The 21,993-nt window shown below is 61.9% G+C and carries 23 protein-coding genes; 22 read left to right on the top strand and 1 reads right to left on the bottom strand.

The genetic code is table 11. From position 1 onward, the window contains the following. Window positions 1-28: 28 nt before the first annotated feature. From rplL to rpoC, 3 genes are all read left to right on the top strand, one after another. Window positions 29-409: a 50S ribosomal protein L7/L12 gene (gene rplL, locus AC1KAR_RS15810; RefSeq protein ID WP_480319341.1), complete on the top strand. Its 381-nt coding sequence runs from the start codon at window positions 29-31 to the stop codon at window positions 407-409. Window positions 410-802: 393 nt separating this feature from the next. Next, window positions 803-4,927 carry a DNA-directed RNA polymerase subunit beta gene (gene rpoB, locus AC1KAR_RS15805; protein WP_480319339.1) on the top strand — a complete coding sequence of 1,375 codons (4,125 nt, stop codon included), beginning with the start codon at window positions 803-805 and terminating at the stop codon, window positions 4,925-4,927. A gap of 17 nt (window positions 4,928-4,944) precedes the next feature. Then, window positions 4,945-9,174, top strand: a complete 4,230-nt coding sequence (rpoC, locus tag AC1KAR_RS15800) for a DNA-directed RNA polymerase subunit beta' (protein ID WP_480319337.1) — start codon at window positions 4,945-4,947, stop codon at window positions 9,172-9,174. A 51-nt stretch (window positions 9,175-9,225) separates the two neighbouring features. Here rpoC and AC1KAR_RS15795 read toward each other — a convergent pair whose 3' ends face one another. Next, a complete protein-coding gene (locus AC1KAR_RS15795; RefSeq protein ID WP_480319335.1) occupies window positions 9,226-9,630 on the bottom strand; it encodes a PIN domain-containing protein in 405 nt (134 codons plus the stop codon). 254 nt (window positions 9,631-9,884) lie between these two features. Here AC1KAR_RS15795 and rpsL point away from each other — a divergent pair, with 254 nt between their 5' ends. The 19 genes from rpsL (at window position 9,885) to rplE (ending at window position 21,990) form a co-directional block, all read left to right on the top strand. After that, entirely contained in the window at window positions 9,885-10,262 is a 378-nt protein-coding gene (gene rpsL, locus AC1KAR_RS15790; protein WP_480319333.1) for a 30S ribosomal protein S12, read from the top strand. A gap of 150 nt (window positions 10,263-10,412) precedes the next feature. Further along, a complete protein-coding gene (gene rpsG / locus AC1KAR_RS15785) occupies window positions 10,413-10,883 on the top strand; it encodes a 30S ribosomal protein S7 (protein WP_480319332.1) in 471 nt (156 codons plus the stop codon). Between the two features lie 71 nt (window positions 10,884-10,954). Next, window positions 10,955-13,057 carry an elongation factor G gene (fusA, locus tag AC1KAR_RS15780; RefSeq protein ID WP_480319330.1) on the top strand — a complete coding sequence of 701 codons (2,103 nt, stop codon included), beginning with the start codon at window positions 10,955-10,957 and terminating at the stop codon, window positions 13,055-13,057. A gap of 136 nt (window positions 13,058-13,193) precedes the next feature. Further along, the gene (gene tuf / locus AC1KAR_RS15775; protein ID WP_480319329.1) at window positions 13,194-14,384 is read left to right on the top strand and encodes an elongation factor Tu; all 1,191 of its coding nucleotides are present in this window, start codon (window positions 13,194-13,196) and stop codon (window positions 14,382-14,384) included. A 94-nt stretch (window positions 14,385-14,478) separates the two neighbouring features. Further along, a complete protein-coding gene (rpsJ, locus tag AC1KAR_RS15770; protein WP_019561663.1) occupies window positions 14,479-14,790 on the top strand; it encodes a 30S ribosomal protein S10 in 312 nt (103 codons plus the stop codon). A gap of 182 nt (window positions 14,791-14,972) precedes the next feature. Further along, entirely contained in the window at window positions 14,973-15,644 is a 672-nt protein-coding gene (gene rplC / locus AC1KAR_RS15765; RefSeq protein ID WP_480319450.1) for a 50S ribosomal protein L3, read from the top strand. Beyond that, the gene (rplD, locus tag AC1KAR_RS15760) at window positions 15,644-16,264 is read left to right on the top strand and encodes a 50S ribosomal protein L4 (RefSeq protein WP_480319328.1); all 621 of its coding nucleotides are present in this window, start codon (window positions 15,644-15,646) and stop codon (window positions 16,262-16,264) included. The genes rplC and rplD overlap by 1 nt, the downstream gene beginning before the upstream one ends. Continuing rightward, window positions 16,261-16,590, top strand: a complete 330-nt coding sequence (rplW, locus tag AC1KAR_RS15755; protein WP_480319327.1) for a 50S ribosomal protein L23 — start codon at window positions 16,261-16,263, stop codon at window positions 16,588-16,590. Before rplD ends, rplW begins: the two co-directional genes overlap by 4 nt. Continuing rightward, entirely contained in the window at window positions 16,590-17,414 is an 825-nt protein-coding gene (gene rplB / locus AC1KAR_RS15750; RefSeq protein WP_480319325.1) for a 50S ribosomal protein L2, read from the top strand. The genes rplW and rplB overlap by 1 nt, the downstream gene beginning before the upstream one ends. 14 nt (window positions 17,415-17,428) lie before the next feature. Continuing rightward, a complete protein-coding gene (gene rpsS / locus AC1KAR_RS15745) occupies window positions 17,429-17,707 on the top strand; it encodes a 30S ribosomal protein S19 (protein WP_480319324.1) in 279 nt (92 codons plus the stop codon). An 11-nt stretch (window positions 17,708-17,718) separates the two neighbouring features. Next, entirely contained in the window at window positions 17,719-18,048 is a 330-nt protein-coding gene (gene rplV / locus AC1KAR_RS15740; protein ID WP_480319323.1) for a 50S ribosomal protein L22, read from the top strand. Window positions 18,049-18,059: 11 nt separating this feature from the next. After that, window positions 18,060-18,932 carry a 30S ribosomal protein S3 gene (rpsC, locus tag AC1KAR_RS15735; RefSeq protein ID WP_480319322.1) on the top strand — a complete coding sequence of 291 codons (873 nt, stop codon included), beginning with the start codon at window positions 18,060-18,062 and terminating at the stop codon, window positions 18,930-18,932. A 3-nt stretch (window positions 18,933-18,935) separates the two neighbouring features. Continuing rightward, on the top strand, window positions 18,936-19,352 hold the full coding sequence (rplP, locus tag AC1KAR_RS15730) for a 50S ribosomal protein L16 (protein ID WP_480319320.1): 417 nt from the start codon (window positions 18,936-18,938) through the stop codon (window positions 19,350-19,352). Between the two features lie 10 nt (window positions 19,353-19,362). Then, window positions 19,363-19,563: a 50S ribosomal protein L29 gene (gene rpmC / locus AC1KAR_RS15725; protein WP_480319319.1), complete on the top strand. Its 201-nt coding sequence runs from the start codon at window positions 19,363-19,365 to the stop codon at window positions 19,561-19,563. Continuing rightward, window positions 19,560-19,850 (top strand): 30S ribosomal protein S17, encoded by a 291-nt coding sequence (rpsQ, locus tag AC1KAR_RS15720; protein WP_480319318.1) that lies wholly within the window; start codon window positions 19,560-19,562, stop codon window positions 19,848-19,850. The genes rpmC and rpsQ overlap by 4 nt, the downstream gene beginning before the upstream one ends. A gap of 105 nt (window positions 19,851-19,955) precedes the next feature. Continuing rightward, the gene (locus AC1KAR_RS15715) at window positions 19,956-20,471 is read left to right on the top strand and encodes a redoxin family protein (RefSeq protein WP_480319317.1); all 516 of its coding nucleotides are present in this window, start codon (window positions 19,956-19,958) and stop codon (window positions 20,469-20,471) included. A 215-nt stretch (window positions 20,472-20,686) separates the two neighbouring features. Next, entirely contained in the window at window positions 20,687-21,055 is a 369-nt protein-coding gene (rplN, locus tag AC1KAR_RS15710) for a 50S ribosomal protein L14 (protein ID WP_201810338.1), read from the top strand. Between the two features lie 21 nt (window positions 21,056-21,076). Further along, window positions 21,077-21,409 (top strand): 50S ribosomal protein L24, encoded by a 333-nt coding sequence (gene rplX / locus AC1KAR_RS15705; RefSeq protein WP_480319315.1) that lies wholly within the window; start codon window positions 21,077-21,079, stop codon window positions 21,407-21,409. Between the two features lie 2 nt (window positions 21,410-21,411). After that, window positions 21,412-21,990 carry a 50S ribosomal protein L5 gene (rplE, locus tag AC1KAR_RS15700; RefSeq protein WP_480319313.1) on the top strand — a complete coding sequence of 193 codons (579 nt, stop codon included), beginning with the start codon at window positions 21,412-21,414 and terminating at the stop codon, window positions 21,988-21,990. Window positions 21,991-21,993 lie beyond the last annotated feature (3 nt).

Raw genomic sequence — 21,993 nt, 5'->3', positions numbered from 1 at the left:
TTCAACCTTATCTATCTAGGAAATCAAAATGGCATTCGATAAAGACGCATTCCTGTCTTCCCTGGACTCCATGTCCGTTCTCGAACTCAACGACCTGGTCAAGGCCATCGAAGAGAAGTTCGGCGTGTCCGCTGCTGCCGTGGCCGCTCCGGCCGCCGGTGGTGCAGGTGGTGGTGCTGCTGCCGCTGCTGAAGAGAAGACCGAATTCAACGTGGTGCTGACCGAAGCCGGCGCCAACAAGGTCTCGGTCATCAAGGCCGTGCGCGAACTCACGGGCCTGGGTCTGAAGGAAGCCAAGGACCTGGTCGACGGCGCTCCGAAGAACGTCAAGGAAGGCGTGGCCAAGGCCGACGCCGAAGCTGCCGTCAAGAAGCTGGTGGAAGCCGGCGCCAAGGCCGAGCTCAAGTAATTGCGCTCGACGCGAGGGGCTGGGAGCCGATTTCGGCCCCCAGCCTTTTGCGCTTCAGGGCTCATCAGGGTCTTATGACCATGAGAGAGCACCTGGAAACCCCTTGACAGAGAATCGAGGGTTTTCCAAGTGTTCTTTGATCCGACTGCAAGGAACCAGGTTTGGTCGGGCCTCGGTGCAATGCCGAGGTTGTCCGCCAGCGGTTGGTAGTGGCCAACCACCAAGCTTCGGGCGCAAGGCCTGAGTCGACGCCGGGCCGTCCCGAGTCGACTCAACCCCCTCGGGGGGCGGAGACCGCAACGCGGTTTCTTGGGGGCGTCCGGAAAGACAGTCGCCGACGGGTGCTCAGCCTAGGCCAGGCCGGGTGCCCTGAGATGGAGTGAGAAATCACCTATGGCGCAGCAACAAACCCCGTACAGCTACACCGAGCGCAAGCGTATCCGCAAGAGCTTCGGTAAACGCGAGAGTGTCCTCAACGTTCCTTACCTGCTGACGATGCAGAAGGAATCGTACGTTGCCTTCCTTCAGAAGGACGTACCGCCGCAAAAGCGCAACCCCGAGGGCCTTCAGGCCGCATTCCTCTCCGCGTTCCCGATCGTGTCGCACAACGGGTTTGTGGAGATGAAGTTCATCGAATACAACATGGCCAAGCCTGCGTTCGACACGCGGGAATGCCAGCAGCGCGGCCTCACCTATGCCGCCGCCGTGCGCGCCAAGCTGCAGATGATCATCTATGACCGTGAGAGCCCGCAGGCCAAGACGGTCAAGGAAATCAAGGAACAAGAGGTCTACATGGGCGAAGTGCCGCTCATGACCGACTACGGCTCCTTCATCGTGAACGGCACCGAGCGCGTGATCGTGTCTCAGCTGCACCGTTCGCCCGGTGTGTTCTTCGAGCATGACAAGGGCAAGACGCATTCGAGCGGCAAGCTGCTGTTCTCGGCCCGGATCATTCCGTACCGGGGCTCGTGGCTCGACTTCGAGTTCGACCCGAAGGACATCCTGTACTTCCGTGTCGACCGCCGCCGCAAGATGCCAGTGACGATCCTGCTGAAGGCCATCGGCCTGAACCCGGAATCGATCCTCGCGAACTTCTTCGTGTTCGACAACTTCCGTCTGATGGACTCCGGTGCCCAGATGGAGTTCGTGGCCGACCGACTGCGCGGCGAGATCGCCCGTTTCGATATCACCGACAAGAACGGCGTCGTGGTGGTCGAGAAGGACAAGCGCATCACCGCACGCCACACCCGCCAGATCGAGCAGAGCGACACGCAGTTCGTGAGCGTTCCCGAGGACTATCTCCTTGGCCGCATCGTGGCGCGCAACATGGTCGACGCCGACACCGGCGAGATCATTGCCAAGGCCAACGACGAACTGACCGAATCGCTGCTGAAGAAGCTGCGTGCCGCCGGCGTCAAGGAACTGCAGTGTCTGTACACGAACGAACTCGACGAAGGCGCCTACATCTCGCAGACCCTCGCGTCTGACGAGACCGCGGATCAGTTGGCCGCCCGCGTGGCCATCTACCGCATGATGCGCCCCGGCGAGCCGCCGACGGAAGACGCTGTCGAAGCCCTCTTCAACCGTCTCTTCTACAACCCGGACACCTACGATCTGTCGCGCGTGGGCCGGATGAAGTTCAACGCTCGCGTGATGCGTGATTCGGCCGAAGGCCCGATGACGCTGAGCAACGACGACATCCTCGACGTGGTGAAGATCCTGGTCGAGCTGCGCAACGGCCGCGGTCAGGTGGACGACATCGACCACTTGGGCAACCGTCGTGTGCGTTGCGTCGGCGAACTGGCCGAAAACCAGTACCGCTCGGGCCTCGCGCGTATCGAAAAGGCTGTGAAGGAGCGTCTGGGCCAGGCCGAGACCGAAGCCCTGATGCCGCACGACCTGATCAACTCCAAGCCGATCTCCGCGGCGCTGAAGGAGTTCTTCGGTGCGTCGCAGCTGTCGCAGTTCATGGACCAGACCAACCCGCTCTCCGAGATCACGCACAAGCGTCGCGTCTCGGCCCTGGGCCCGGGCGGTCTGACCCGCGAGCGCGCTGGCTTCGAGGTGCGTGACGTGCACGTCACGCACTACGGTCGTGTGTGCCCGATCGAAACGCCGGAAGGCCCGAACATCGGCCTGATCAACTCGCTCGCTCTGTACGCCCAGTTGAACGAGTACGGCTTCCTCGAGACGCCTTACCGCCGTGTGGCTGATGGCAAGGTGACGATGCAGATCGACTACCTGTCGGCCATCGAAGAAGGCAAGTACGTGATCGCGCAGGCCTCGGCCACGCTCGATTCCGAAGGAAAGCTGATCGACGAACTGGTGTCCGCGCGTGACAACGGCGAATCGATCCTGACCTCGGCCGAGCGCATCCAGTACATGGACGTGGCACCGACGCAGATCGTCTCGGTGGCCGCCTCGCTCGTGCCCTTCCTGGAGCACGACGATGCGAACCGCGCACTGATGGGCGCCAACATGCAGCGCCAGGCCGTGCCTGTGCTGCGCCCTGAGAAGGCTTTCGTCGGTACCGGCGTCGAGCGCGTGGCCGCGAAAGACTCGGGCACCGTGGTTGCCGCCAAGCGCGGCGGCATCGTCGACTACGTCGATACCAACCGCATCGTGATCCGCGTCAACGACAAGGAAACGGTGGCAGGCGAAGTCGGCGTCGACATCTACAACCTGATCAAGTACCAGCGTTCGAACCAGAACACCAACATCCACCAGCGCCCCATCGTCAAGCGCGGTGACGTGGTGGCGGCCGAGGACATCATCGCTGACGGTGCCTCCACCGACATCGGCGAACTGGCCCTGGGCCAGAACATGCTGGTCGCGTTCATGCCCTGGAACGGCTACAACTTCGAAGACTCGATCCTGATCAGCGAACGCGTCATCGCCGAAGACCGCTACACCTCGATCCACATCGAGGAACTGGTGGTCATGGCGCGCGACACCAAGCTGGGCTCCGAAGAAATCACGCGCGACATCCCGAACCTGAGCGAGCAGCAACTGGCTCGCCTCGACGAGTCGGGCATCGTCTACATCGGTGCCGAAGTGAACCCCGGTGACGTGCTCGTGGGCAAGGTCACGCCGAAGGGCGAGACCACGCTGACGCCGGAAGAGAAGCTGCTGCGCGCCATCTTCGGCGAGAAGGCTTCGGACGTGAAGGACACCTCGCTGCGCGTTGACCAAGGCACGCAAGGCACCGTCATCGACGTGCAGGTCTTCACCCGCGAAGGCATCCAGCGCGACAAGCGCGCCCAGCAGATCATCGACGACGAACTGAAGCGCTATCGCCTCGACCTGAACGACCAGCTTCGCATCGTCGAGGCCGACGCTTTCGACCGGATCGAGAAGATTCTGGTCGGCAAGGTCGCCAACGGCGGCCCGCAAAAGATCGCCAAGGGCACGGCCATCGACAAGGCGTACCTCGCCAGCGTCGAGAAGTACCACTGGTTCGACATCCGCCCGGCCGACGACGAAGTCGCCAACCAGCTCGAATCGATCAAGAACTCGCTCGAGCAGACGCGCCACAGCTTCGACCTCGCTTTCGAAGAGAAGCGCAAGAAGCTCACGCAAGGTGATGAGCTGCCGGCGGGCGTGCTGAAGATGGTCAAGGTCTACCTGGCCGTCAAGCGCCGCCTGCAGCCTGGCGACAAGATGGCCGGCCGTCACGGCAACAAGGGTGTGGTCTCCAAGATCAATCCGGTCGAAGACATGCCTTACATGGCCGACGGCACGCCGGTCGACATCGTTCTGAACCCGCTGGGCGTGCCTTCGCGGATGAACGTGGGTCAGGTGCTCGAAGTGCACCTGGGCTGGGCCGGCAAGGGCATCGGTCAGCGCATCGGCGACATGCTGCAAGCGCAGGCCAAGGTGGCCGAGCTGCGCAAGTTCCTCGACGAGCTGTACAACCAGTCGGGCGGCAAGACAGAGCGCCTGGATCATCTGTCGGACACGGAGATCCTCGAGATGGCCGCCAACCTGAGCAAGGGCGTGCCGTTCGCGACGCCAGTGTTCGATGGTGCCAAGGAAGAAGAGATCCGCGGCATGCTCAAGCTCGCCTACCCGGACGACATCGCCAAGGCCAAGGGCCTGACCGATACGCGCACCCAGGCTCAGCTGTACGACGGCCGCACCGGCGACGCCTTCGAGCGCTCGGTCACGGTCGGCTACATGCATGTGCTGAAGCTGCACCACTTGGTCGACGACAAGATGCACGCCCGCTCCACCGGCCCGTACTCGCTGGTCACGCAGCAACCGCTGGGCGGCAAGGCCCAATTCGGTGGTCAGCGCTTCGGCGAAATGGAAGTGTGGGCACTGGAAGCCTACGGCGCGTCTTACGTGCTGCAGGAAATGCTGACGGTCAAGTCCGACGACGTGAACGGCCGCACCAAGGTGTACGAGTCCATCGTCAAGGGTGAGCACGCGATCGAAGCCGGCATGCCGGAGTCGTTCAACGTGCTGGTCAAGGAAATTCGTTCGCTCGGTATCGATATCGAGCTCGAGCGCAACTAAAGAGAAGGAAACAGAACATGAAGGGTTTGCTTGATCTGTTCCGCCAGTTCACCCCTGATGAGCATTTCGATGCCATCAAGATTGGCCTGGCTTCCCCCGAGAAAATTCGGTCCTGGTCCTTCGGCGAAGTCAAGAAGCCGGAGACCATCAACTACCGCACCTTCAAGCCGGAGCGTGACGGTCTCTTCTGCGCCAAGATCTTCGGCCCGATCAAGGACTACGAGTGCTTGTGCGGCAAGTACAAGCGCCTGAAGCACCGTGGCGTGATCTGCGAGAAGTGTGGCGTCGAAGTCACCCAGACCAAGGTTCGCCGTGACCGCATGGGCCACATCGACCTGGCTGCGCCGTGCGCGCACATCTGGTTCCTGAAGAGTCTGCCGAGCCGTCTGGGCCTGGTGCTCGACATGACGCTGCGTGACATCGAGCGCGTGCTGTACTTCGAAGCGTACGTGGTGGTCGACCCGGGCATGACCCCGCTGAAGAAGTTCAGCATCATGTCGGAAGACGACTACGAGGCGAAGCGCACCGAGTTCGGTGACGAGTTCGTCGCACTCATGGGCGCCGAAGGCGTGCAGAAGCTGCTGGCCGAGATCGACCTCGACGTCGAGATCGACCGCCTGCGCAACGACATGACCGGCTCCGAGCTGAAGGTCAAGAAGAACTCCAAGCGCCTCAAGGTCATGGAGGCCTTCAAGAAGTCCGGTATCAAGCCGAACTGGATGGTCATGAACGTGCTGCCGGTTCTGCCGCCGGATCTGCGCCCGCTCGTCCCGCTGGACGGTGGCCGTTTCGCCACGTCCGACCTGAACGACCTGTATCGCCGCGTCATCAACCGCAACAACCGACTCGCGCGTCTGCTGGAGCTGAAGGCACCTGAGATCATCGTGCGCAACGAAAAGCGCATGCTGCAGGAAGCCGTCGACTCGCTGCTCGACAACGGCCGCCGCGGCAAGGCGATGACCGGTGCGAACAAGCGCGCGCTCAAGTCGCTCGCGGACATGATCAAGGGCAAGAGCGGCCGGTTCCGTCAGAACCTGCTGGGCAAGCGCGTCGACTACTCGGGCCGTTCGGTCATCGTGGTCGGCCCGACGCTCAAGCTGCACCAGTGCGGCCTGCCGAAGCTGATGGCCCTCGAGCTGTTCAAGCCGTTCATCTTCTCGCGCCTCGAAGCCATGGGCATCGCCACCACCATCAAGGCGGCGAAGAAGGAAGTGGAATCGGGCACGCCGGTGGTGTGGGACATCCTTGAAGAAGTCATCAAGGAACACCCGGTCATGCTGAACCGCGCGCCGACGCTGCACCGCCTGGGCATTCAAGCCTTTGAGCCGGTGCTGATCGAAGGCAAGGCGATCCAGCTGCACCCGCTGGTCTGCGCGGCGTTCAACGCCGACTTCGACGGTGACCAGATGGCCGTCCACGTGCCGCTGTCGATCGAAGCGCAGATGGAAGCCCGCACGCTGATGCTGGCCTCCAACAACGTGCTGTTCCCGGCCAACGGTGAACCGTCCATCGTGCCGTCGCAAGACGTGGTGCTGGGCCTGTACTACGCCACCCGCGAACGCATCAACGGCAAGGGCGAAGGCATCATCTTCTCCGACGTGCCCGAAGTTCAGCGCGCGCTGGACAACGGCCAGGTCGAGATCACCGCCAAGATCAGCGTGCGCCTGACCGAGTGGACGAAGAGCAAGACCACCGGCGAGTTCGTCGCCGAGACCAAGCTGGTCGACACCACGGTGGGCCGTGCGCTGCTGTCCGAGATCCTGCCCAAGGGCCTGCCGTTCTCGAACATCAACAAGGCGCTGAAGAAGAAAGAAATTTCGCGCCTGATCAACGTCTCGTTCCGCAAGTGCGGTCTGAAGGAGACGGTCGTGTTCGCTGACAAGCTGCTTCAGTCGGGCTTCCGCCTGGCCACGCGCGCCGGCATCTCGATCGCCATCGACGACATGCTCGTGCCGAAGGAAAAGCATCAACTGATCGAGCGAGCCGAAAAGGAAGTCAAGGAGATCGAGCAGCAGTACGTCTCGGGTCTCGTGACGGCCGGTGAGCGTTACAACAAGGTGGTCGACATCTGGGGCAAGACCGGCGACGAAGTCGGCAAGGTCATGATGTCGCAGCTGTCCAAGCAGAAGGTTGCTGACCGTCACGGCAAGCAGGTGGACCAGGAGTCGTTCAACTCCATCTACATGATGGCCGACTCGGGTGCGCGGGGCTCCGCGGCGCAGATCCGCCAGCTGGCTGGCATGCGCGGCCTGATGGCCAAGCCGGACGGCTCGATCATCGAGACGCCTATCACGGCGAACTTCCGTGAAGGTCTGAACGTGTTGCAGTACTTCATCTCCACCCACGGCGCTCGTAAGGGCCTGGCGGACACGGCGCTGAAGACCGCGAACTCGGGCTACCTGACCCGTCGTCTGGTCGACGTGACGCAAGACCTGGTGGTCACCGAAGACGACTGCGGTACGCAAAACGGCATGGCCATGCGCGCGCTGGTCGAAGGCGGTGAAGTCATCGAATCGCTGCGTGACCGCGTGCTCGGCCGCGTGACTGCGATCGAAGTGCAGCACCCCGAGACCGGCGCTCAGCTGGTCGACGGCGGCAGGATGCTCGACGAAGACACGTTGGATGAGCTCGAGGCGGCTGGCGTCGACGAGATCAAGGTTCGCACCGCGCTCACCTGCGACACGCGCTTCGGCCTGTGCTCCAAGTGCTATGGCCGCGACCTCGGCCGCGGCGGCGTGGTGAACCGTGGCGAGGCAGTCGGCGTGATCGCTGCCCAGTCGATCGGTGAACCCGGCACTCAGCTGACGATGCGTACCTTCCACATCGGTGGTGCCGCTTCGCGCGCAGCCGTGGCATCGAGCGTTGATGCCAAGTCGGACGGCAGCATCGGCTTCAACGCCACCATGCGCTACGTGACCAATGGCAAGGGCGACCTGGTGGTGATTTCGCGCTCTGGCGAAATCATCATCGCTGACCAGCACGGCCGCGAACGTGAACGCCACAAGGTGCCGTATGGCGCGGTGCTGAACATCAAGCCCGACCAGGCCATCAAGGCTGGCACGGTGCTGGCCAACTGGGACCCTCTGACCCGTCCGATCATCACCGAGTTCGCCGGCAAGGCGAAGTTCGAGAACGTCGAAGAAGGCGTGACGGTGGCCAAGCAGGTCGACGAAGTGACCGGGCTGTCGACCCTGGTCGTGATCGACCCGAAGCGTCGTGGTTCGACCAAGGTCGTCCGCCCGCAGGTCAAGCTGCTCGATGTGGGTGGCCACGAAGTGAAGATCCCCGGCACCGATCACTCGGTGACGATCGGCTTCCAGGTGGGCGCACTGATCCAGATCCGTGATGGCCAGGACCTCGCCCCCGGCGAAGTGCTTGCGCGTATCCCGGTCGAAGGTCAGAAGACCCGTGACATCACCGGCGGTCTGCCGCGTGTGGCTGAACTCTTCGAGGCCCGCACCCCGAAGGACAAGGGCACGCTGGCCGAGATGACCGGCACCGTATCGTTCGGCAAGGAGACCAAGGGCAAGGTTCGCCTGCAGATCACCGACCCGGAAGGCAAGGTCTACGAAGAACTCGTGCCGAAGGAAAAGAACATCCTCGTTCACGAAGGCCAGGTGGTGAACAAGGGCGAGTCCATCGTCGACGGCCCAGCCGATCCGCAGGACATCCTGCGCCTGTTGGGCATCGAGGAGCTGGCACGCTACATCGTCGACGAAGTGCAGGACGTGTATCGCTTGCAAGGTGTGAAGATCAACGACAAGCACATCGAGGTGATCGTTCGCCAGATGCTGCGCCGCGTGCAGATCGTCAACCCGGGCGACAGCAGCTACATCTCGAACGAGCAAGTCGAGCGTTCAGAGTTGCTGGACACCAACGACCGCCTGCGTGCCGAAGGCAAGACCATTGCCACGCATGCTGACGTTCTGTTGGGCATCACCAAGGCGTCGCTGTCTACCGACAGCTTCATCTCGGCGGCGTCTTTCCAGGAAACGACCCGCGTGCTCACCGAGGCTGCCATCATGGGCAAGCGCGACGAGCTGCGTGGCCTGAAGGAGAACGTCATCGTCGGTCGCCTGATCCCGGCTGGTACCGGCATGGCTTTCCACGATGCGCGCAAGGTCAAGGAAGAACTCGACGACGCCGAACGCCGCGCGATTGCGCTGGAAGAAGCGGCCCGAGAGATGACCGCGGTGGACGAAGCTGCTGCGGCAGAGGCACCGGCCACGGGCGACTCGGCCGAATAAGCCAGGGCTCTGTTTCCGCAGGCTTGGAAAGGGCGGCTTCGGCCGCCTTTTTTATTCCCCGGGCCAGTGATGCGGCGGGGCGACCTTCAATCCGAAACGTTGCGCGCGCCGCGCGAGCTTGAGTACGGCGCGGTCGCGGCTGAAAAGCCATTGGGCGTGCGCCAGCGCCAAATCAACGAACTTCTGATCGTCTTGATCGGTGCAGCGCAGTCGCTGCGCGTCACCGATCTGCGGTGCTGGGGTAATTTCAGATAGTGTGCGCCAACTCGTCCAGAGACGGTCTCGGTTCGGAGACCAGGCGTCTACCAAGCCGCGACCCAGGACATGCTCCAGTTCATCGCGCATTGCCTCGGTGACCAGCCAGCGTACCTGGCGGGTTTCAACCGCATGCGTCAGCGCGCGGCACTGCGGGTTGCGGAACACCAGCCAATCGAGCACCACATTGGTGTCCAACACGACAACGGGCCTGGGTTCCAAGATCTCTGAAGTCCTCGACTTGCGGGTGTGGGTTACCACGAATATAATCGAGGGCTTTTCAGCAGGTTTTGCTGCGCTCTTTGTCGGGCGGCCCACCGTGATTCTCGCGGCTTCGGGCTCGTCTCCCAGCGGAGCGCCTCGACTCTACTGAAATGAAACCAAGGCACCGCCCGCTTCTGTCTTCGGATGGAGGTGTCGGTGCCCGTGTGACTTCAAACGGGAACAAGTTACCAATGCCTACCATCAACCAACTCGTGCGTCACGGTCGCGAGACCGAGATCACGAAGTCCAAATCGCCGGCGCTGCAGGGTGGACCCCAGCGGCGCGGCGTGTGTACTCGCGTGTACACCACCACTCCGAAGAAGCCGAACTCCGCGCTGCGTAAAGTGGCGAAGGTTCGCCTCACGAACGGCTTCGAAGTCATTTCCTACATCGGTGGCGAAGGCCACAACCTTCAGGAACACAGCGTTGTGCTGGTTCGTGGTGGCCGGGTGAAGGACTTGCCGGGTGTTCGTTACCACATCGTGCGTGGTTCGCTCGACTTGCAGGGCGTGAAAGACCGCAAGCAGTCGCGCTCCAAGTACGGCGCCAAGCGCCCGAAGAAGGCTTAAGGCCACAAGTTGCCTGTCGTCCGGCGTTGGCTGGATCAGGCGTGTTTCGGCAAGGACCTTGGGTCTGCCGAGTAAGTGGGTGGCCCCAGAAGTTGGTGGTGCCCAAGGTGAGGGTGAGAGCCCGAGCCAACTGAAGCAAAAGGAAGAGAAATGCCTCGTCGTCGCGAAGTCCCCAAACGGGACATCCTCCCCGATCCGAAGTTCAATTCGGTCGACCTCTCCAAGTTCATGAACGTGATCATGGAATCCGGCAAGAAGGCCGTTGCAGAGCGCATCATCTACGGCGCGCTCGAGCAGGTCGAGAAGAAGTCGGGCAAGGATCCGCTCGAGATCTTCACGGTCGCGCTGAACAACATCAAGCCGATGGTCGAAGTGAAGTCACGCCGTGTGGGAGGTGCGAACTACCAAGTTCCCGTGGAAGTTCGCCCCGTGCGCCGTGTGGCGCTGGCCATGCGCTGGTTGAAGGAGTCGGCCCGCAAGCGCGGTGAGAAGTCGATGGCCCAGCGCCTCGCCAACGAACTGCTGGAGGCCGTGGAAGGCCGCGGTGGCGCGATGAAGAAGCGCGACGAAGTGCACCGCATGGCAGAAGCCAACAAGGCTTTCTCCCACTTCCGCTTCTAAATTCCTAGTCCCCGACGCGGCCCCTCGGTCGAAAAGACCGTCGGGCGCGTTTCAGTTTCTGGAGTGCCACCATGGCCCGCAAGACCCCCATCGAGCGCTATCGCAACATCGGCATCTCGGCTCACATCGACGCCGGCAAGACGACGACGACCGAGCGCATCCTCTACTACACCGGTGTGAACCACAAGATCGGCGAAGTGCACGACGGCGCCGCCACGATGGACTGGATGGAGCAGGAGCAAGAGCGCGGCATCACGATCACGTCGGCCGCGACCACCTGCTTCTGGAAGGGCATGGAGCTCGATCGTCCCGAGCACCGCATCAACATCATCGACACCCCGGGCCACGTGGACTTCACCATCGAGGTGGAGCGTTCCATGCGCGTGCTCGACGGCGCCTGTATGGTGTACTGCGCCGTGGGTGGCGTTCAGCCGCAGTCTGAAACCGTCTGGCGCCAGGCCAACAAATACAAGGTGCCTCGCCTTGCGTTCGTCAACAAGATGGACCGCACGGGCGCGAACTTCTACAAGGTCGTGGACCAGATGAAGACGCGCCTGAAGGCCAACCCTGTGCCCATCGTGATCCCCATCGGCGCTGAAGACAACTTCACCGGCGTGATCGACCTGCTCAAGATGAAGGCGATCATCTGGGACGAGGCCTCGCAGGGCATGAAGTTCGAATACAAGGACATCCCCGCCGATCTGCAGGCCGAAGCCCAGAAGTGGCGCGAGAACATGATCGAGGCCGCCGCTGAATCCAGCGAAGAGCTGATGAACAAGTACCTCGAGTCGGGTGATCTCTCCGAAGCTGAAATCAAGCAGGGCATTCGCGTTCGCACGATCGCGACCGAGATCCAGCCGATGCTGTGCGGCACTGCCTTCAAGAACAAGGGCGTGCAGCGCATGCTCGATGCGGTGATCGACTTCATGCCGTCGCCGATCGACATCCCGCCGGTGCCGGGTACCGACGAAGACGAGAAGGTTGTCACCCGCAAGGCCGACGACAGCGAGAAGTTCGCCGCCCTGGCGTTCAAGCTGATGACCGACCCGTACGTCGGCCAGCTGACGTTCGTGCGCGTGTACTCCGGCGTTCTGAAGTCCGGTGACTCGGTCTACAACCCGATTCGCGGCAAGAAGGAGCGCATCGGCCGGATCCTGCAGATGCACGCCAACCAGCGTGAAGAAATCAAGGAAATTCTGGCCGGTGACATCGCTGCCTGCGTGGGTCTTAAGGACGTGACCACCGGTGAGACGCTGTGCGACCCCGAGCACATCATCACGCTCGAGAAGATGATCTTCCCGGAGCCGGTGATCTCGCAGGCCGTTGAGCCGAAGACCAAGGCTGACCAGGAGAAGATGGGCATTGCGCTGGGTCGTCTGGCTGCAGAAGATCCATCGTTCCGCCTGCGCACCGATGAAGAGTCGGGCCAGACCATCATCTCGGGCATGGGTGAGTTGCACCTGGAAATCATCGTCGACCGCATGAAGCGCGAGTTCGGCGTTGAAGCCAACGTGGGCAAGCCGCAGGTGGCCTACCGCGAGACCATCCGCAAGACCGCCACCGATGTCGAAGGCAAGTTTGTTCGCCAGTCCGGCGGCAAGGGCCAGTACGGCCACGTCGTGCTGACCGTTGAGCCGCAGGAGCCGGGCAAGGGCTTCGAGTTCGTCGACGCCATCAAGGGCGGCGTGGTCCCGCGCGAATTCATCCCTGCCGTGAAGAAAGGGGTCGAGGACACCCTGCCGAACGGCGTGTTGGCTGGTTTCCCGGTGGTCGACGTGAAGGTCACGTTGACCTTCGGCTCGTACCACGAAGTGGACTCGAACGAAAACGCGTTCAAGATGGCTGCATCGATGGGCTTCAAGGATGGCTGCCGCAAGGCCAGCCCCGTGATCCTCGAGCCGATGATGGCCGTGGAAGTCGAGACTCCGGAAGACTACGCCGGCAACGTGATGGGTGACTTGTCCTCCCGTCGCGGCATGGTGCAGGGCATGGACGACATGGTGGGCGGCGGCAAGATCATCAAGGCCGAAGTCCCGCTGTCGGAAATGTTCGGCTACTCGACCACGCTGCGTTCGATGTCGCAAGGCCGTGCCACGTACACCATGGAGTTCAAGCACTACAGCGAAGCTCCGAAGAACGTGGCCGACGCCATCATCACCGCCCGTACCAAATAAGTCGGGCGACAAGTTAATTAGATAGACGAGCCGGTCTTCGTCGAAGCCCCGCCTGCTGCCAGTGGCAGGCGAAACAAGCCTTCGGCGGAGACCTTAAACACCGCACTGGACTGCTCTTTGATTTGGAGAAACTGAAATGGCAAAAGGCAAATTTGAACGTACCAAGCCGCACGTGAACGTGGGGACGATTGGTCACGTGGACCATGGCAAGACGACGCTGACGGCGGCGATCACGACGGTGCTGTCGACCAAGTTCGGCGGCGAAGCCAAGGCGTACGACCAGATCGACGCGGCGCCCGAAGAAAAGGCGCGCGGCATCACCATCAACACCGCGCACGTCGAGTACGAGACCCAGAACCGCCACTACGCGCACGTTGACTGCCCCGGCCACGCCGACTACGTCAAGAACATGATCACCGGTGCGGCCCAGATGGACGGCGCCATCCTCGTGTGCTCCGCCGCTGACGGCCCCATGCCCCAGACCCGCGAGCACATCCTGCTGGCCCGTCAGGTCGGCGTGAAGTACATCATCGTCTTCCTCAACAAGTGCGACATGGTCGACGACGCCGAGCTCCTCGAGCTCGTCGAGATGGAAGTGCGCGAACTCCTCAGCAAGTACGACTTCCCCGGTGACGACACCCCTATCGTCAAGGGTTCGGCCAAGCTCGCCCTCGAAGGCGACAAGGGCGACCTCGGCGAGAAGGCCATCCTGAGCCTGGCCGACGCACTCGACAGCTACATCCCCACGCCGGACCGCGCCATCGACGGCGCCTTCCTGATGCCCGTCGAAGACGTGTTCTCCATCTCCGGGCGCGGCACCGTCGTGACCGGTCGTGTCGAGCGCGGCATCGTCAAGGTCGGTGAAGAAATCGAAATCGTCGGCATCAAGGCCACGCAAAAGACCACCTGCACCGGCGTCGAAATGTTCCGCAAGCTGCTCGACCAAGGTCAGGCAGGCGACAACGTCGGCATCCTGCTGCGCGGCACCAAGCGCGAAGACGTCGAGCGCGGCCAAGTGCTGTGCAAGCCCGGCTCCATCAAGCCGCACACCCACTTCACCGCCGAGATCTACGTTCTCAGCAAGGAAGAGGGCGGTCGCCACACCCCGTTCTTCAACAACTACCGTCCCCAGTTCTACTTCCGCACGACGGACGTGACCGGCGCGGTCGAGTTGCCCAAGGACAAGGAAATGGTCATGCCTGGCGACAACGTCAGCATCACCGTCAAGCTGATCGCCCCGATCGCCATGGAAGAAGGCCTGCGCTTCGCCATCCGCGAAGGCGGCCGTACCGTCGGCTCGGGCGTCGTCGCCAAGATCCTGGAGTAATCCTTTGCCTGACGACCGGGTGGCTGGTTCAGCCGCCCGGCCTTTACACCCGCGGCCGTCCACGGCCGCATCCGCTCTTTTCTAGGAATTCGTCATGCAAAAGCAAAAGATCCGCATTCGCCTGAAGGCGTTTGACTACAAGTTGATCGACCAGTCCGCGCTGGAGATCGTCGACACCGCCAAGCGCACCGGTGCGATCGTCAAGGGCCCGGTGCCCCTGCCGACTCGTATGCAGCGTTTCGACATCCTGCGTTCGCCGCACGTCAACAAGACCTCACGCGACCAGTTCGAGATCCGCACGCATCAGCGCCTGATGGACATCGTCGATCCGACGGACAAGACGGTCGACGCACTGATGAAGCTCGATCTGCCGGCAGGCGTCGACGTCGAAATCAAGCTGCAGTAATCAGCCGAAGGGTTCGGCAGTTGCGGCTTCTCTCGCAACTGCTATAATCCAAGGCTTTTCCGCCTTTTGGCGGACGGAAGCTCGCTTCGGCGGGCATTCCACCCCAAGTCAGCCCGGCCAATCGATGTCGGGTATCGAAACAAAGGCTTCCAATCCGCAGGGTGCGGGGGCTGGAGAACACTATGAGTCTGAGCAACCGTCTCGGTTTGCTGGGCCGCAAGGTGGGCATGATGCGCATCTTCACGGACGATGGCGACGCCATTCCCGTGACGGTGCTGGATGTGTCCAACAACCGCGTGACCCAAGTCAAGTCCGCAGAAACCGACGGCTACAGCGCCATCCAGGTGGCGTTTGGTTCGCGCAAAGCATCGCGCGTATCCAAGCCTGAGGCTGGCCACCTCGCGAAAGCGGGCGTCGAAGCCGGCGAAGTCCTCAAGGAATTCCGTGTCGCAGCTGATGTTGCCGCCGGCTTCAAGCCTGGTGCGCAGATCCCTGTGACCACCTTTGCCGTGGGTCAGCTGGTGGATGTGCAAGGCACGTCGATCGGCAAGGGCTTCACGGGCACCATCAAGCGCCACAATTTCGGTTCGCAGCGGGCATCGCACGGTAACAGCCGTTCGCACAATGTCCCAGGCTCGATCTCGATGGCGCAGGATCCGGGCCGCGTGTTCCCGGGCAAGAAGATGTCCGGCCAGCTGGGCGACGTGGCCAAGACCATTCAGAACCTCGACATCGTTCGCATCGACGAAGCGCGTCAGCTGCTGCTGGTCCGCGGTGCCGTGCCGGGCGCCAAGAACGGTCACGTGGTCGTGAGCCCTGCCGTCAAGGTGAAAGTCAAGAAAGGGGCCCAGTAATGCAGCTCGAGCTCCTGAATGAACAAGGGCAGTCGACCTCCAAGGTCGACGCTCCCGATACCGTTTTTGCGCGCGACTACAACGAGGCGCTGGTGCACCAAGTCGTCGTGGCCTACCAGGCCAATGCGCGCCAGGGCACCCGTGCTCAGCTTGATCGTGCCGAAGTCAAGCACACCACGAAGAAGCCGTGGCGCCAGAAGGGCACCGGTCGTGCTCGCGCTGGTATGTCGTCGTCCCCGCTGTGGCGTGGGGGCGGTCGCATTTTCCCGAACAGCCCGGAAGAAAACTTCACCCACAAGGTCAACAAGAAGATGTACCGCGCCGGCATGGCTGCGATCCTCTCGCAGTTGGCCCGTGAAGGTCGCTTGGCCGTGGTGGATTCGATCTCGGTCGATGCGCCGAAGACCAAGCTGCTGGCTGCAAAGTTCAAGGCCATGGGTCTGAGCTCGGTGCTGGTGATTGCCGATCAGGTTGACGACAACCTGTTCCTTGCTTCGCGCAACCTGCCGAACGTGCTGGTTGTCGAGCCGCGCCACGCCGATCCGCTGTCGCTCGTGCACTACAAGAAGGTGCTGGTGACCAAGGCTGCGATCGAGCAACTCAAGGAGATGTTCGCATGAGCGCCACTCAAGTTTCCAAGCCGAAGCATGACGAAGGCCGTCTGGCCCAGGTGCTGGTCGCGCCGATCGTGAGCGAGAAGGCGACCGCAGCAGCCGAGAAGAACAACCAGGTGTTGTTCAAGGTGCTGCGCGATGCGACCAAGCCTGAGATCAAGGCTGCCGTCGAACTGCTGTTCAAGGTCGAAGTCGAATCGGTGCAGACCGTGGTCCAGAAGGGCAAGGTCAAGCGTTTCGGTCGTTCGATTGGCCGTCGCGATCACGTCAAGAAGGCGTATGTGTCGCTGAAGCCGGGCCAAGAGCTCAACTTCTCTGGGGAGGCCGCGTAATGGCCGTCATCAAAGTCAAACCGACTTCGCCTGGCCGCCGTGCCGTGGTGAAGGTGGTGCATGCGCACCTCCACAAGGGTCGCCCTGAGGCTTCGCTGGTCGAGCCGCAGTTTCAGCACTCTGGCCGCAACAACAACGGTCATATCACGATTCGCCACAAGGGCGGTGGTCACAAGCACCACTACCGCGTGGTCGACTTCGTTCGCAACAAGGATGGCATTCCGGCGAAGGTCGAGCGCATCGAGTACGACCCGAACCGTACGGCCCACATCGCCCTGGTGTGCTATGCCGACGGCGAGCGTCGTTACATCATTGCGCCGCGTGGTCTGGAGGTTGGCTCCACTGTGCTGAGTGGCGCTGAAGCGCCGATCAAGGCCGGCAACACGCTGCCGATCCGCAATATTCCGGTGGGTTCGATCATTCACTGCATCGAATTGCTGCCTGGCAAGGGTGCCCAGATCGCTCGCTCGGCCGGTACCTCCACGACGCTGCTGGCGCGTGAGGGTACATACGCTCAAGTCCGCCTGCGCTCGGGCGAGGTTCGCCGCATTCACATCGACTGCCGCGCCACGATCGGCGAAGTGTCGAATGAAGAGCACAGCCTGCGTCAATACGGCAAGGCCGGCGCAATCCGCTGGAAGGGCATTCGCCCGACCGTTCGTGGCGTCGCCATGAACCCGGTGGATCACCCGCACGGTGGTGGCGAAGGCCGCACGGGCGAAGGTCAGGTGCCGGTGTCTCCTTGGAATACCATGACCAAGGGCTATCGCACTCGCAACAACAAGCGCACGCAGACGTTTATCGTCTCGCGTCGCAAGAAGTAAGAAGGGGCTGACACATGACCCGTTCGCTCAAGAAAGGTCCGTTCGTCGACCATCACCTTCAGGCCAAGGTCGAGAAGGCGGTTGCCACGAAGGACAAGAAGCCCATCAAGACCTGGTCGCGCCGCTCCACGATCCTTCCCGATTTCATCGGTGTGACGATCGCTGTGCACAACGGCAAGCAGCACGTGCCCGTCTACATCACCGACCAGATGGTTGGCCACAAGCTCGGCGAATTTGCGCTCACCCGCACGTTCAAGGGCCACCCGGCTGACAAGAAGGCCAACAAGAAGTAAGGATGACGACGATGGAAACCAAATCGATCGTTCGCGGCGTCCGCCTGTCTGCTGACAAGGGTCGGCTAGTGGCTGACATGGTCCGCGGCAAGAAGGTGGACCAGGCGCTCAACATCCTGGCATTCACGCCCAAGAAGGCTGCCGGCATCATCAAGAAGGCTCTGGAGTCCGCCATTGCGAACGCCGAGCACAACGACGGTGCCGACATCGACGAACTGACCGTGAAGACGATCTTCGTAGAGCAAGGTGCCACGCTGAAGCGTTTCTCCGCACGGGCCAAGGGCCGCGGCAACCGCATCAGCAAGCCGACCGCGCACATCTACATCACCGTCGGCAACTAAAGGCAAAGACCATGGGACAAAAAATCCACCCAACCGGGTTCCGCCTGCCGGTCACGCGCAACTGGGCTTCGCGTTGGTACGCGAACAACCAGAACTTCGCGACCATGCTGGCCGAAGACCTGCAGGTTCGTGACTACCTGAAGGCGCGCCTGAAGAGCGCCGCGGTGTCACGCATCCTGATCGAACGCCCCGCCAAGAACGCGCGCATCACGATCTTCTCGGCGCGTCCGGGCGTCGTGATCGGCAAGAAGGGCGAAGACATTGAAAACCTGAAGGCCGAACTGACTCGGCGCCTCGGCGTGCCGGTGGCTGTGAACATCGAAGAAGTGCGCAAGCCCGAAATCGATGCCCAGCTGATCGCCGACAGCATCACGCAGCAGCTCGAAAAGCGCATCATGTTCCGTCGCGCCATGAAGCGCGCGATGCAGAACGCCATGCGCCTGGGCGCCCAAGGCATCAAGCTGATGTCGTCGGGCCGCCTGAACGGCATCGAAATCGCCCGCTGCGAGTGGTACCGCGAAGGTCGCGTGCCCCTTCACACCTTGAAGGCCGACATCGACTATGGCTTCTCTGAAGCCAAGACGACCTACGGCATCATCGGCGTGAAGTGCTGGGTTTACCGCGGTGACCGCCTCGCCAATGGCGAAGTGGCTGCTGTCAAGCCCGAAGTGCAAGAAGACGATCGCCGTCCGCGTCGCGGTCCCCGTCCGGGTGCTCCTGGCGCTCCGGCGGGCCGTGGTGGTCGCTCGGCTGGTGGTGCTGATCGTGGTGCCGCGCGCCCGGCCGATGCTGCCGCGCCGGCTGGTGATGGTGCCAAGGCTCCCGCGGTCAAGCGCGTGCGCAAGGCTCCGACGCCTGGGGCGACTGAGCCCAAAGGAGAATAAACAATGCTGCAACCTTCACGCAGAAAGTACCGCAAGGAACAAAAAGGTCGCAACACCGGCGTGGCTACGCGTGGCGCAGCCGTTTCGTTCGGCGACTTCGGCCTCAAGGCCACCGAGCGCGGCCGCTTGACGGCGCGTCAGATCGAGGCGGCTCGCCGTGCGATCTCGCGTCACATCAAGCGCGGCGGTCGGATCTTCATTCGCATCTTCCCGGACAAGCCGATTTCGCAGAAGCCTGCCGAAGTCCGCATGGGTAACGGCAAGGGCAACCCGGAGTACTACGTGGCTGAGATTCAGCCGGGCAAGGTGCTCTACGAAATCAACGGTGTGCCGGAAGAGCTGGCCCGCGAAGCGTTCAAGCTGGCTTCGGCCAAGCTGCCGCTGAGCACCACGTTCGTGGCTCGCGCCATCGGCGCTTAAGGAGAAGACGATGAAAGCATCTGAACTTCGCGCCAAGGACGTTGCTGGCCTTGAAAAGGAAGTCGCCGATCTGCTCAAGGCCCATTTCGGCCTGCGCATGCAGAAGGCGACCCAGCAGCTGACCAATCACACCACGCTGGGCAACACCCGCCGTGACATTGCTCGCGCCAAGACCATCCTGGCCGAGAAGAAGAAAGGGGCCGTCAAGTGAACACTGAAGCCCAAGCCAAACCGGCTACGAAAGAGAAGAACACGCGAACCCTCGTGGGTCGCGTTGTCAGCGACAAGCGTTCCAAGACCATCACGGTCCTGATCGAGCGCCGTACCAAGCACGAGCTGTACGGCAAGATCGTGGCCAAGTCGAGCAAGTACCACGCCCATGATGAAAAGGGCGAGTACAAGCTGGGCGACCTGGTCGAGATCGCGGAAAGCCGTCCGATTTCGAAGACCAAGGCATGGGTTGTTACCCGCCTGGTCGAGAAGGCGCGCACGGTCTGAATTGATTCGATGTGCCGGGCCTCGCGCCCAGCCAGAGCGGTCGGTGTGCTGTAGCTTGGCGCGCCGGCCGTTTTGCTTTTCGTGAACCCATGTCTGGAGATGAACATGCTGAAGGTTGGTGACAAGCTCCCTGCAGGTGCGCTGCAGGAATTCATCGAGGTCGAAGGCAATGGCTGCTCTCTCGGCCCCAACACCTTTGATCTCGCCCAGGCCACGGCCGGCAAGACGATTGCCGTCTTTGCCCTGCCTGGCGCTTTCACTCCCACTTGCTCCGCGCAGCACCTGCCGGGTTACGTGAAGCAGGCCGAGGAGTTCAAGTCGGCCGGCGTGGACGAAATCTGGTGTGTGTCCGTCAATGACGCCTTCGTCATGGGCGCCTGGGGGCGCGAACAGCACACGGCGGGCAAGGTTCGGATGATGGCCGACGGCAGCGCCGCCTTCACCAAGGCAGCGGGACTCGAGTTCGACCTTGTCGCGCGCGGCATGGGTGTGCGTTCGCAGCGCTATTCCATGTTGGTGGTTGATGGTGTCGTGAAGTCGCTCAACGTCGAGGCGCCCGGCAAGTTCAACGTCAGTGGCTCGGCGACGTTGCTCAAGCAGGCGCAAGACATTGCCGCCTGAATTCCAGAGTAATGCAAGGGGCTGTTGACAATCGACTGCCTCTTGCCGCATAATCTAAAGCTTCGCCGAAATTCCAAACGCATCGACCTGTCGCTTGGCGGGTTAACAAGGTGCGAGAGGGTTCGGCTCCGCCCAAACGGTGATCGACACATTCAGTGTCGAGATCTGACGGGCCCAAGACTGCTCGCTTCGGCGGGACAAGTTGGGGACAGAACATGATTCAAATGCAATCGCGACTCGACGTCGCGGACAACACTGGCGCGAAGTCCGTTCAGTGCATCAAGGTGCTTGGCGGCTCCAAGCGTCGCTATGCCGGTATTGGCGATGTGATCAAGGTCTCCATCAAGGAGGCCGCTCCGCGCGGTCGCGTGAAGAAGGGCGAGGTCTACAGTGCCGTCGTCGTTCGCACCGCCAAGGGCGTTCGCCGCCAAGATGGCTCGCTGGTCAAGTTCGACGGCAATGCTGCCGTTCTGCTGAACGCCAAGCTTGAGCCCATCGGTACCCGCATCTTTGGCCCGGTGACGCGTGAACTGCGTACCGAGCGCTTCATGAAGATCGTGTCGCTGGCGCCTGAAGTGCTCTAAGCGGCGGTTGGAGAAAAGCTCATGAACAAGATTCGCAAAGGTGACCAGGTCATCGTTTTGACCGGTCGCGACAAAGGCAAGCGCGGCACCGTGCTGTCGCGCCAAGATGCTGATCGCATCGTCGTCGAAGGTGTGAACGTGGTGAAGAAGCACGTCAAGCCGAACCCGATGAAGGGTACGACCGGCGGTGTTGTCGACAAGACTCTGTCGATTCACCAGTCCAATGTGGCCATCTTCAATCCCGCAACCGGCAAGGCCGATCGCGTGGGTGTGAAGTTGGTGGCTGACGCCAAGGCCGGCACGACGAGCAAAGTGCGCGTCTATCGGTCGAGCGGCGAAGAGATCAAGGCGTAAACATGGCCAAGCAACAAGCCCAACAATCGGCGGCCCCGGCTGCGGCACGCCTTCAGGCGGTGTACCGCGAGACGATCGCGCCCGAACTCGTCAAGAAGTTCGGCTACACCTCGTCGATGCAAGTCCCTCGCATCACAAAGATCACGCTCAACATGGGTGTGAGCGAGGCCGTGTCCGACAAGAAGGTGATGGAGCACGCTGTCAGCGATTTGACGAAGATCGCCGGTCAGAAGCCTGTGGTCACCAAGTCGAAGAAGGCAATCGCCGGCTTCAAGATTCGCGATGGGGTGCCCATCGGCTGCATGGTCACGCTGCGTGGCGTGCGCATGTACGAATTTCTGGACCGCTTCGTGACCATCGCGTTGCCGCGTGTGCGTGACTTCCGCGGCATTTCTGGTCGCTCGTTCGATGGTCGTGGCAACTACAACATCGGCGTCAAAGAGCAGATCATCTTCCCGGAAATCGAGTACGACAAGGTTGATGCGCTGCGTGGGCTGAACATCAGCATCACGACGTCTGCGAAGAACGACGACGAGTGCAAAGCGCTGCTCGCTGCGTTCAAGTTCCCGTTCAAGAACTGAGGT

The organism is Piscinibacter sp. PDB1-1, from assembly GCF_056675995.1.
The sequence above is the reverse complement of the archived record's forward strand: the minus strand, read 5'-3'. Positions and strand labels throughout refer to the sequence as shown.

Bases quoted from the DNA above. Each gene is read 5' to 3' on its own strand.
- rplL (WP_480319341.1), top strand. From the start codon at position 29: ATGGCATTCGATAAAGACGCATTCCTGTCTTCCCTGGACTCCATGTCC.
- rpoB (WP_480319339.1), top strand. From the start codon at position 803: ATGGCGCAGCAACAAACCCCGTACAGCTACACCGAGCGCAAGCGTATC.
- rpoC (WP_480319337.1), top strand. From the start codon at position 4,945: ATGAAGGGTTTGCTTGATCTGTTCCGCCAGTTCACCCCTGATGAGCAT.
- rpsL (WP_480319333.1), top strand. From the start codon at position 9,885: ATGCCTACCATCAACCAACTCGTGCGTCACGGTCGCGAGACCGAGATC.
- rpsG (WP_480319332.1), top strand. From the start codon at position 10,413: ATGCCTCGTCGTCGCGAAGTCCCCAAACGGGACATCCTCCCCGATCCG.
- fusA (WP_480319330.1), top strand. From the start codon at position 10,955: ATGGCCCGCAAGACCCCCATCGAGCGCTATCGCAACATCGGCATCTCG.
- tuf (WP_480319329.1), top strand. From the start codon at position 13,194: ATGGCAAAAGGCAAATTTGAACGTACCAAGCCGCACGTGAACGTGGGG.
- rpsJ (WP_019561663.1), top strand. From the start codon at position 14,479: ATGCAAAAGCAAAAGATCCGCATTCGCCTGAAGGCGTTTGACTACAAG.
- rplC (WP_480319450.1), top strand. From the start codon at position 14,973: ATGAGTCTGAGCAACCGTCTCGGTTTGCTGGGCCGCAAGGTGGGCATG.
- rplD (WP_480319328.1), top strand. From the start codon at position 15,644: ATGCAGCTCGAGCTCCTGAATGAACAAGGGCAGTCGACCTCCAAGGTC.
- rplW (WP_480319327.1), top strand. From the start codon at position 16,261: ATGAGCGCCACTCAAGTTTCCAAGCCGAAGCATGACGAAGGCCGTCTG.
- rplB (WP_480319325.1), top strand. From the start codon at position 16,590: ATGGCCGTCATCAAAGTCAAACCGACTTCGCCTGGCCGCCGTGCCGTG.
- rpsS (WP_480319324.1), top strand. From the start codon at position 17,429: ATGACCCGTTCGCTCAAGAAAGGTCCGTTCGTCGACCATCACCTTCAG.
- rplV (WP_480319323.1), top strand. From the start codon at position 17,719: ATGGAAACCAAATCGATCGTTCGCGGCGTCCGCCTGTCTGCTGACAAG.
- rpsC (WP_480319322.1), top strand. From the start codon at position 18,060: ATGGGACAAAAAATCCACCCAACCGGGTTCCGCCTGCCGGTCACGCGC.
- rplP (WP_480319320.1), top strand. From the start codon at position 18,936: ATGCTGCAACCTTCACGCAGAAAGTACCGCAAGGAACAAAAAGGTCGC.
- rpmC (WP_480319319.1), top strand. From the start codon at position 19,363: ATGAAAGCATCTGAACTTCGCGCCAAGGACGTTGCTGGCCTTGAAAAG.
- AC1KAR_RS15715 (WP_480319317.1), top strand. From the start codon at position 19,956: ATGCTGAAGGTTGGTGACAAGCTCCCTGCAGGTGCGCTGCAGGAATTC.
- rplN (WP_201810338.1), top strand. From the start codon at position 20,687: ATGATTCAAATGCAATCGCGACTCGACGTCGCGGACAACACTGGCGCG.
- rplX (WP_480319315.1), top strand. From the start codon at position 21,077: ATGAACAAGATTCGCAAAGGTGACCAGGTCATCGTTTTGACCGGTCGC.
- rplE (WP_480319313.1), top strand. From the start codon at position 21,412: ATGGCCAAGCAACAAGCCCAACAATCGGCGGCCCCGGCTGCGGCACGC.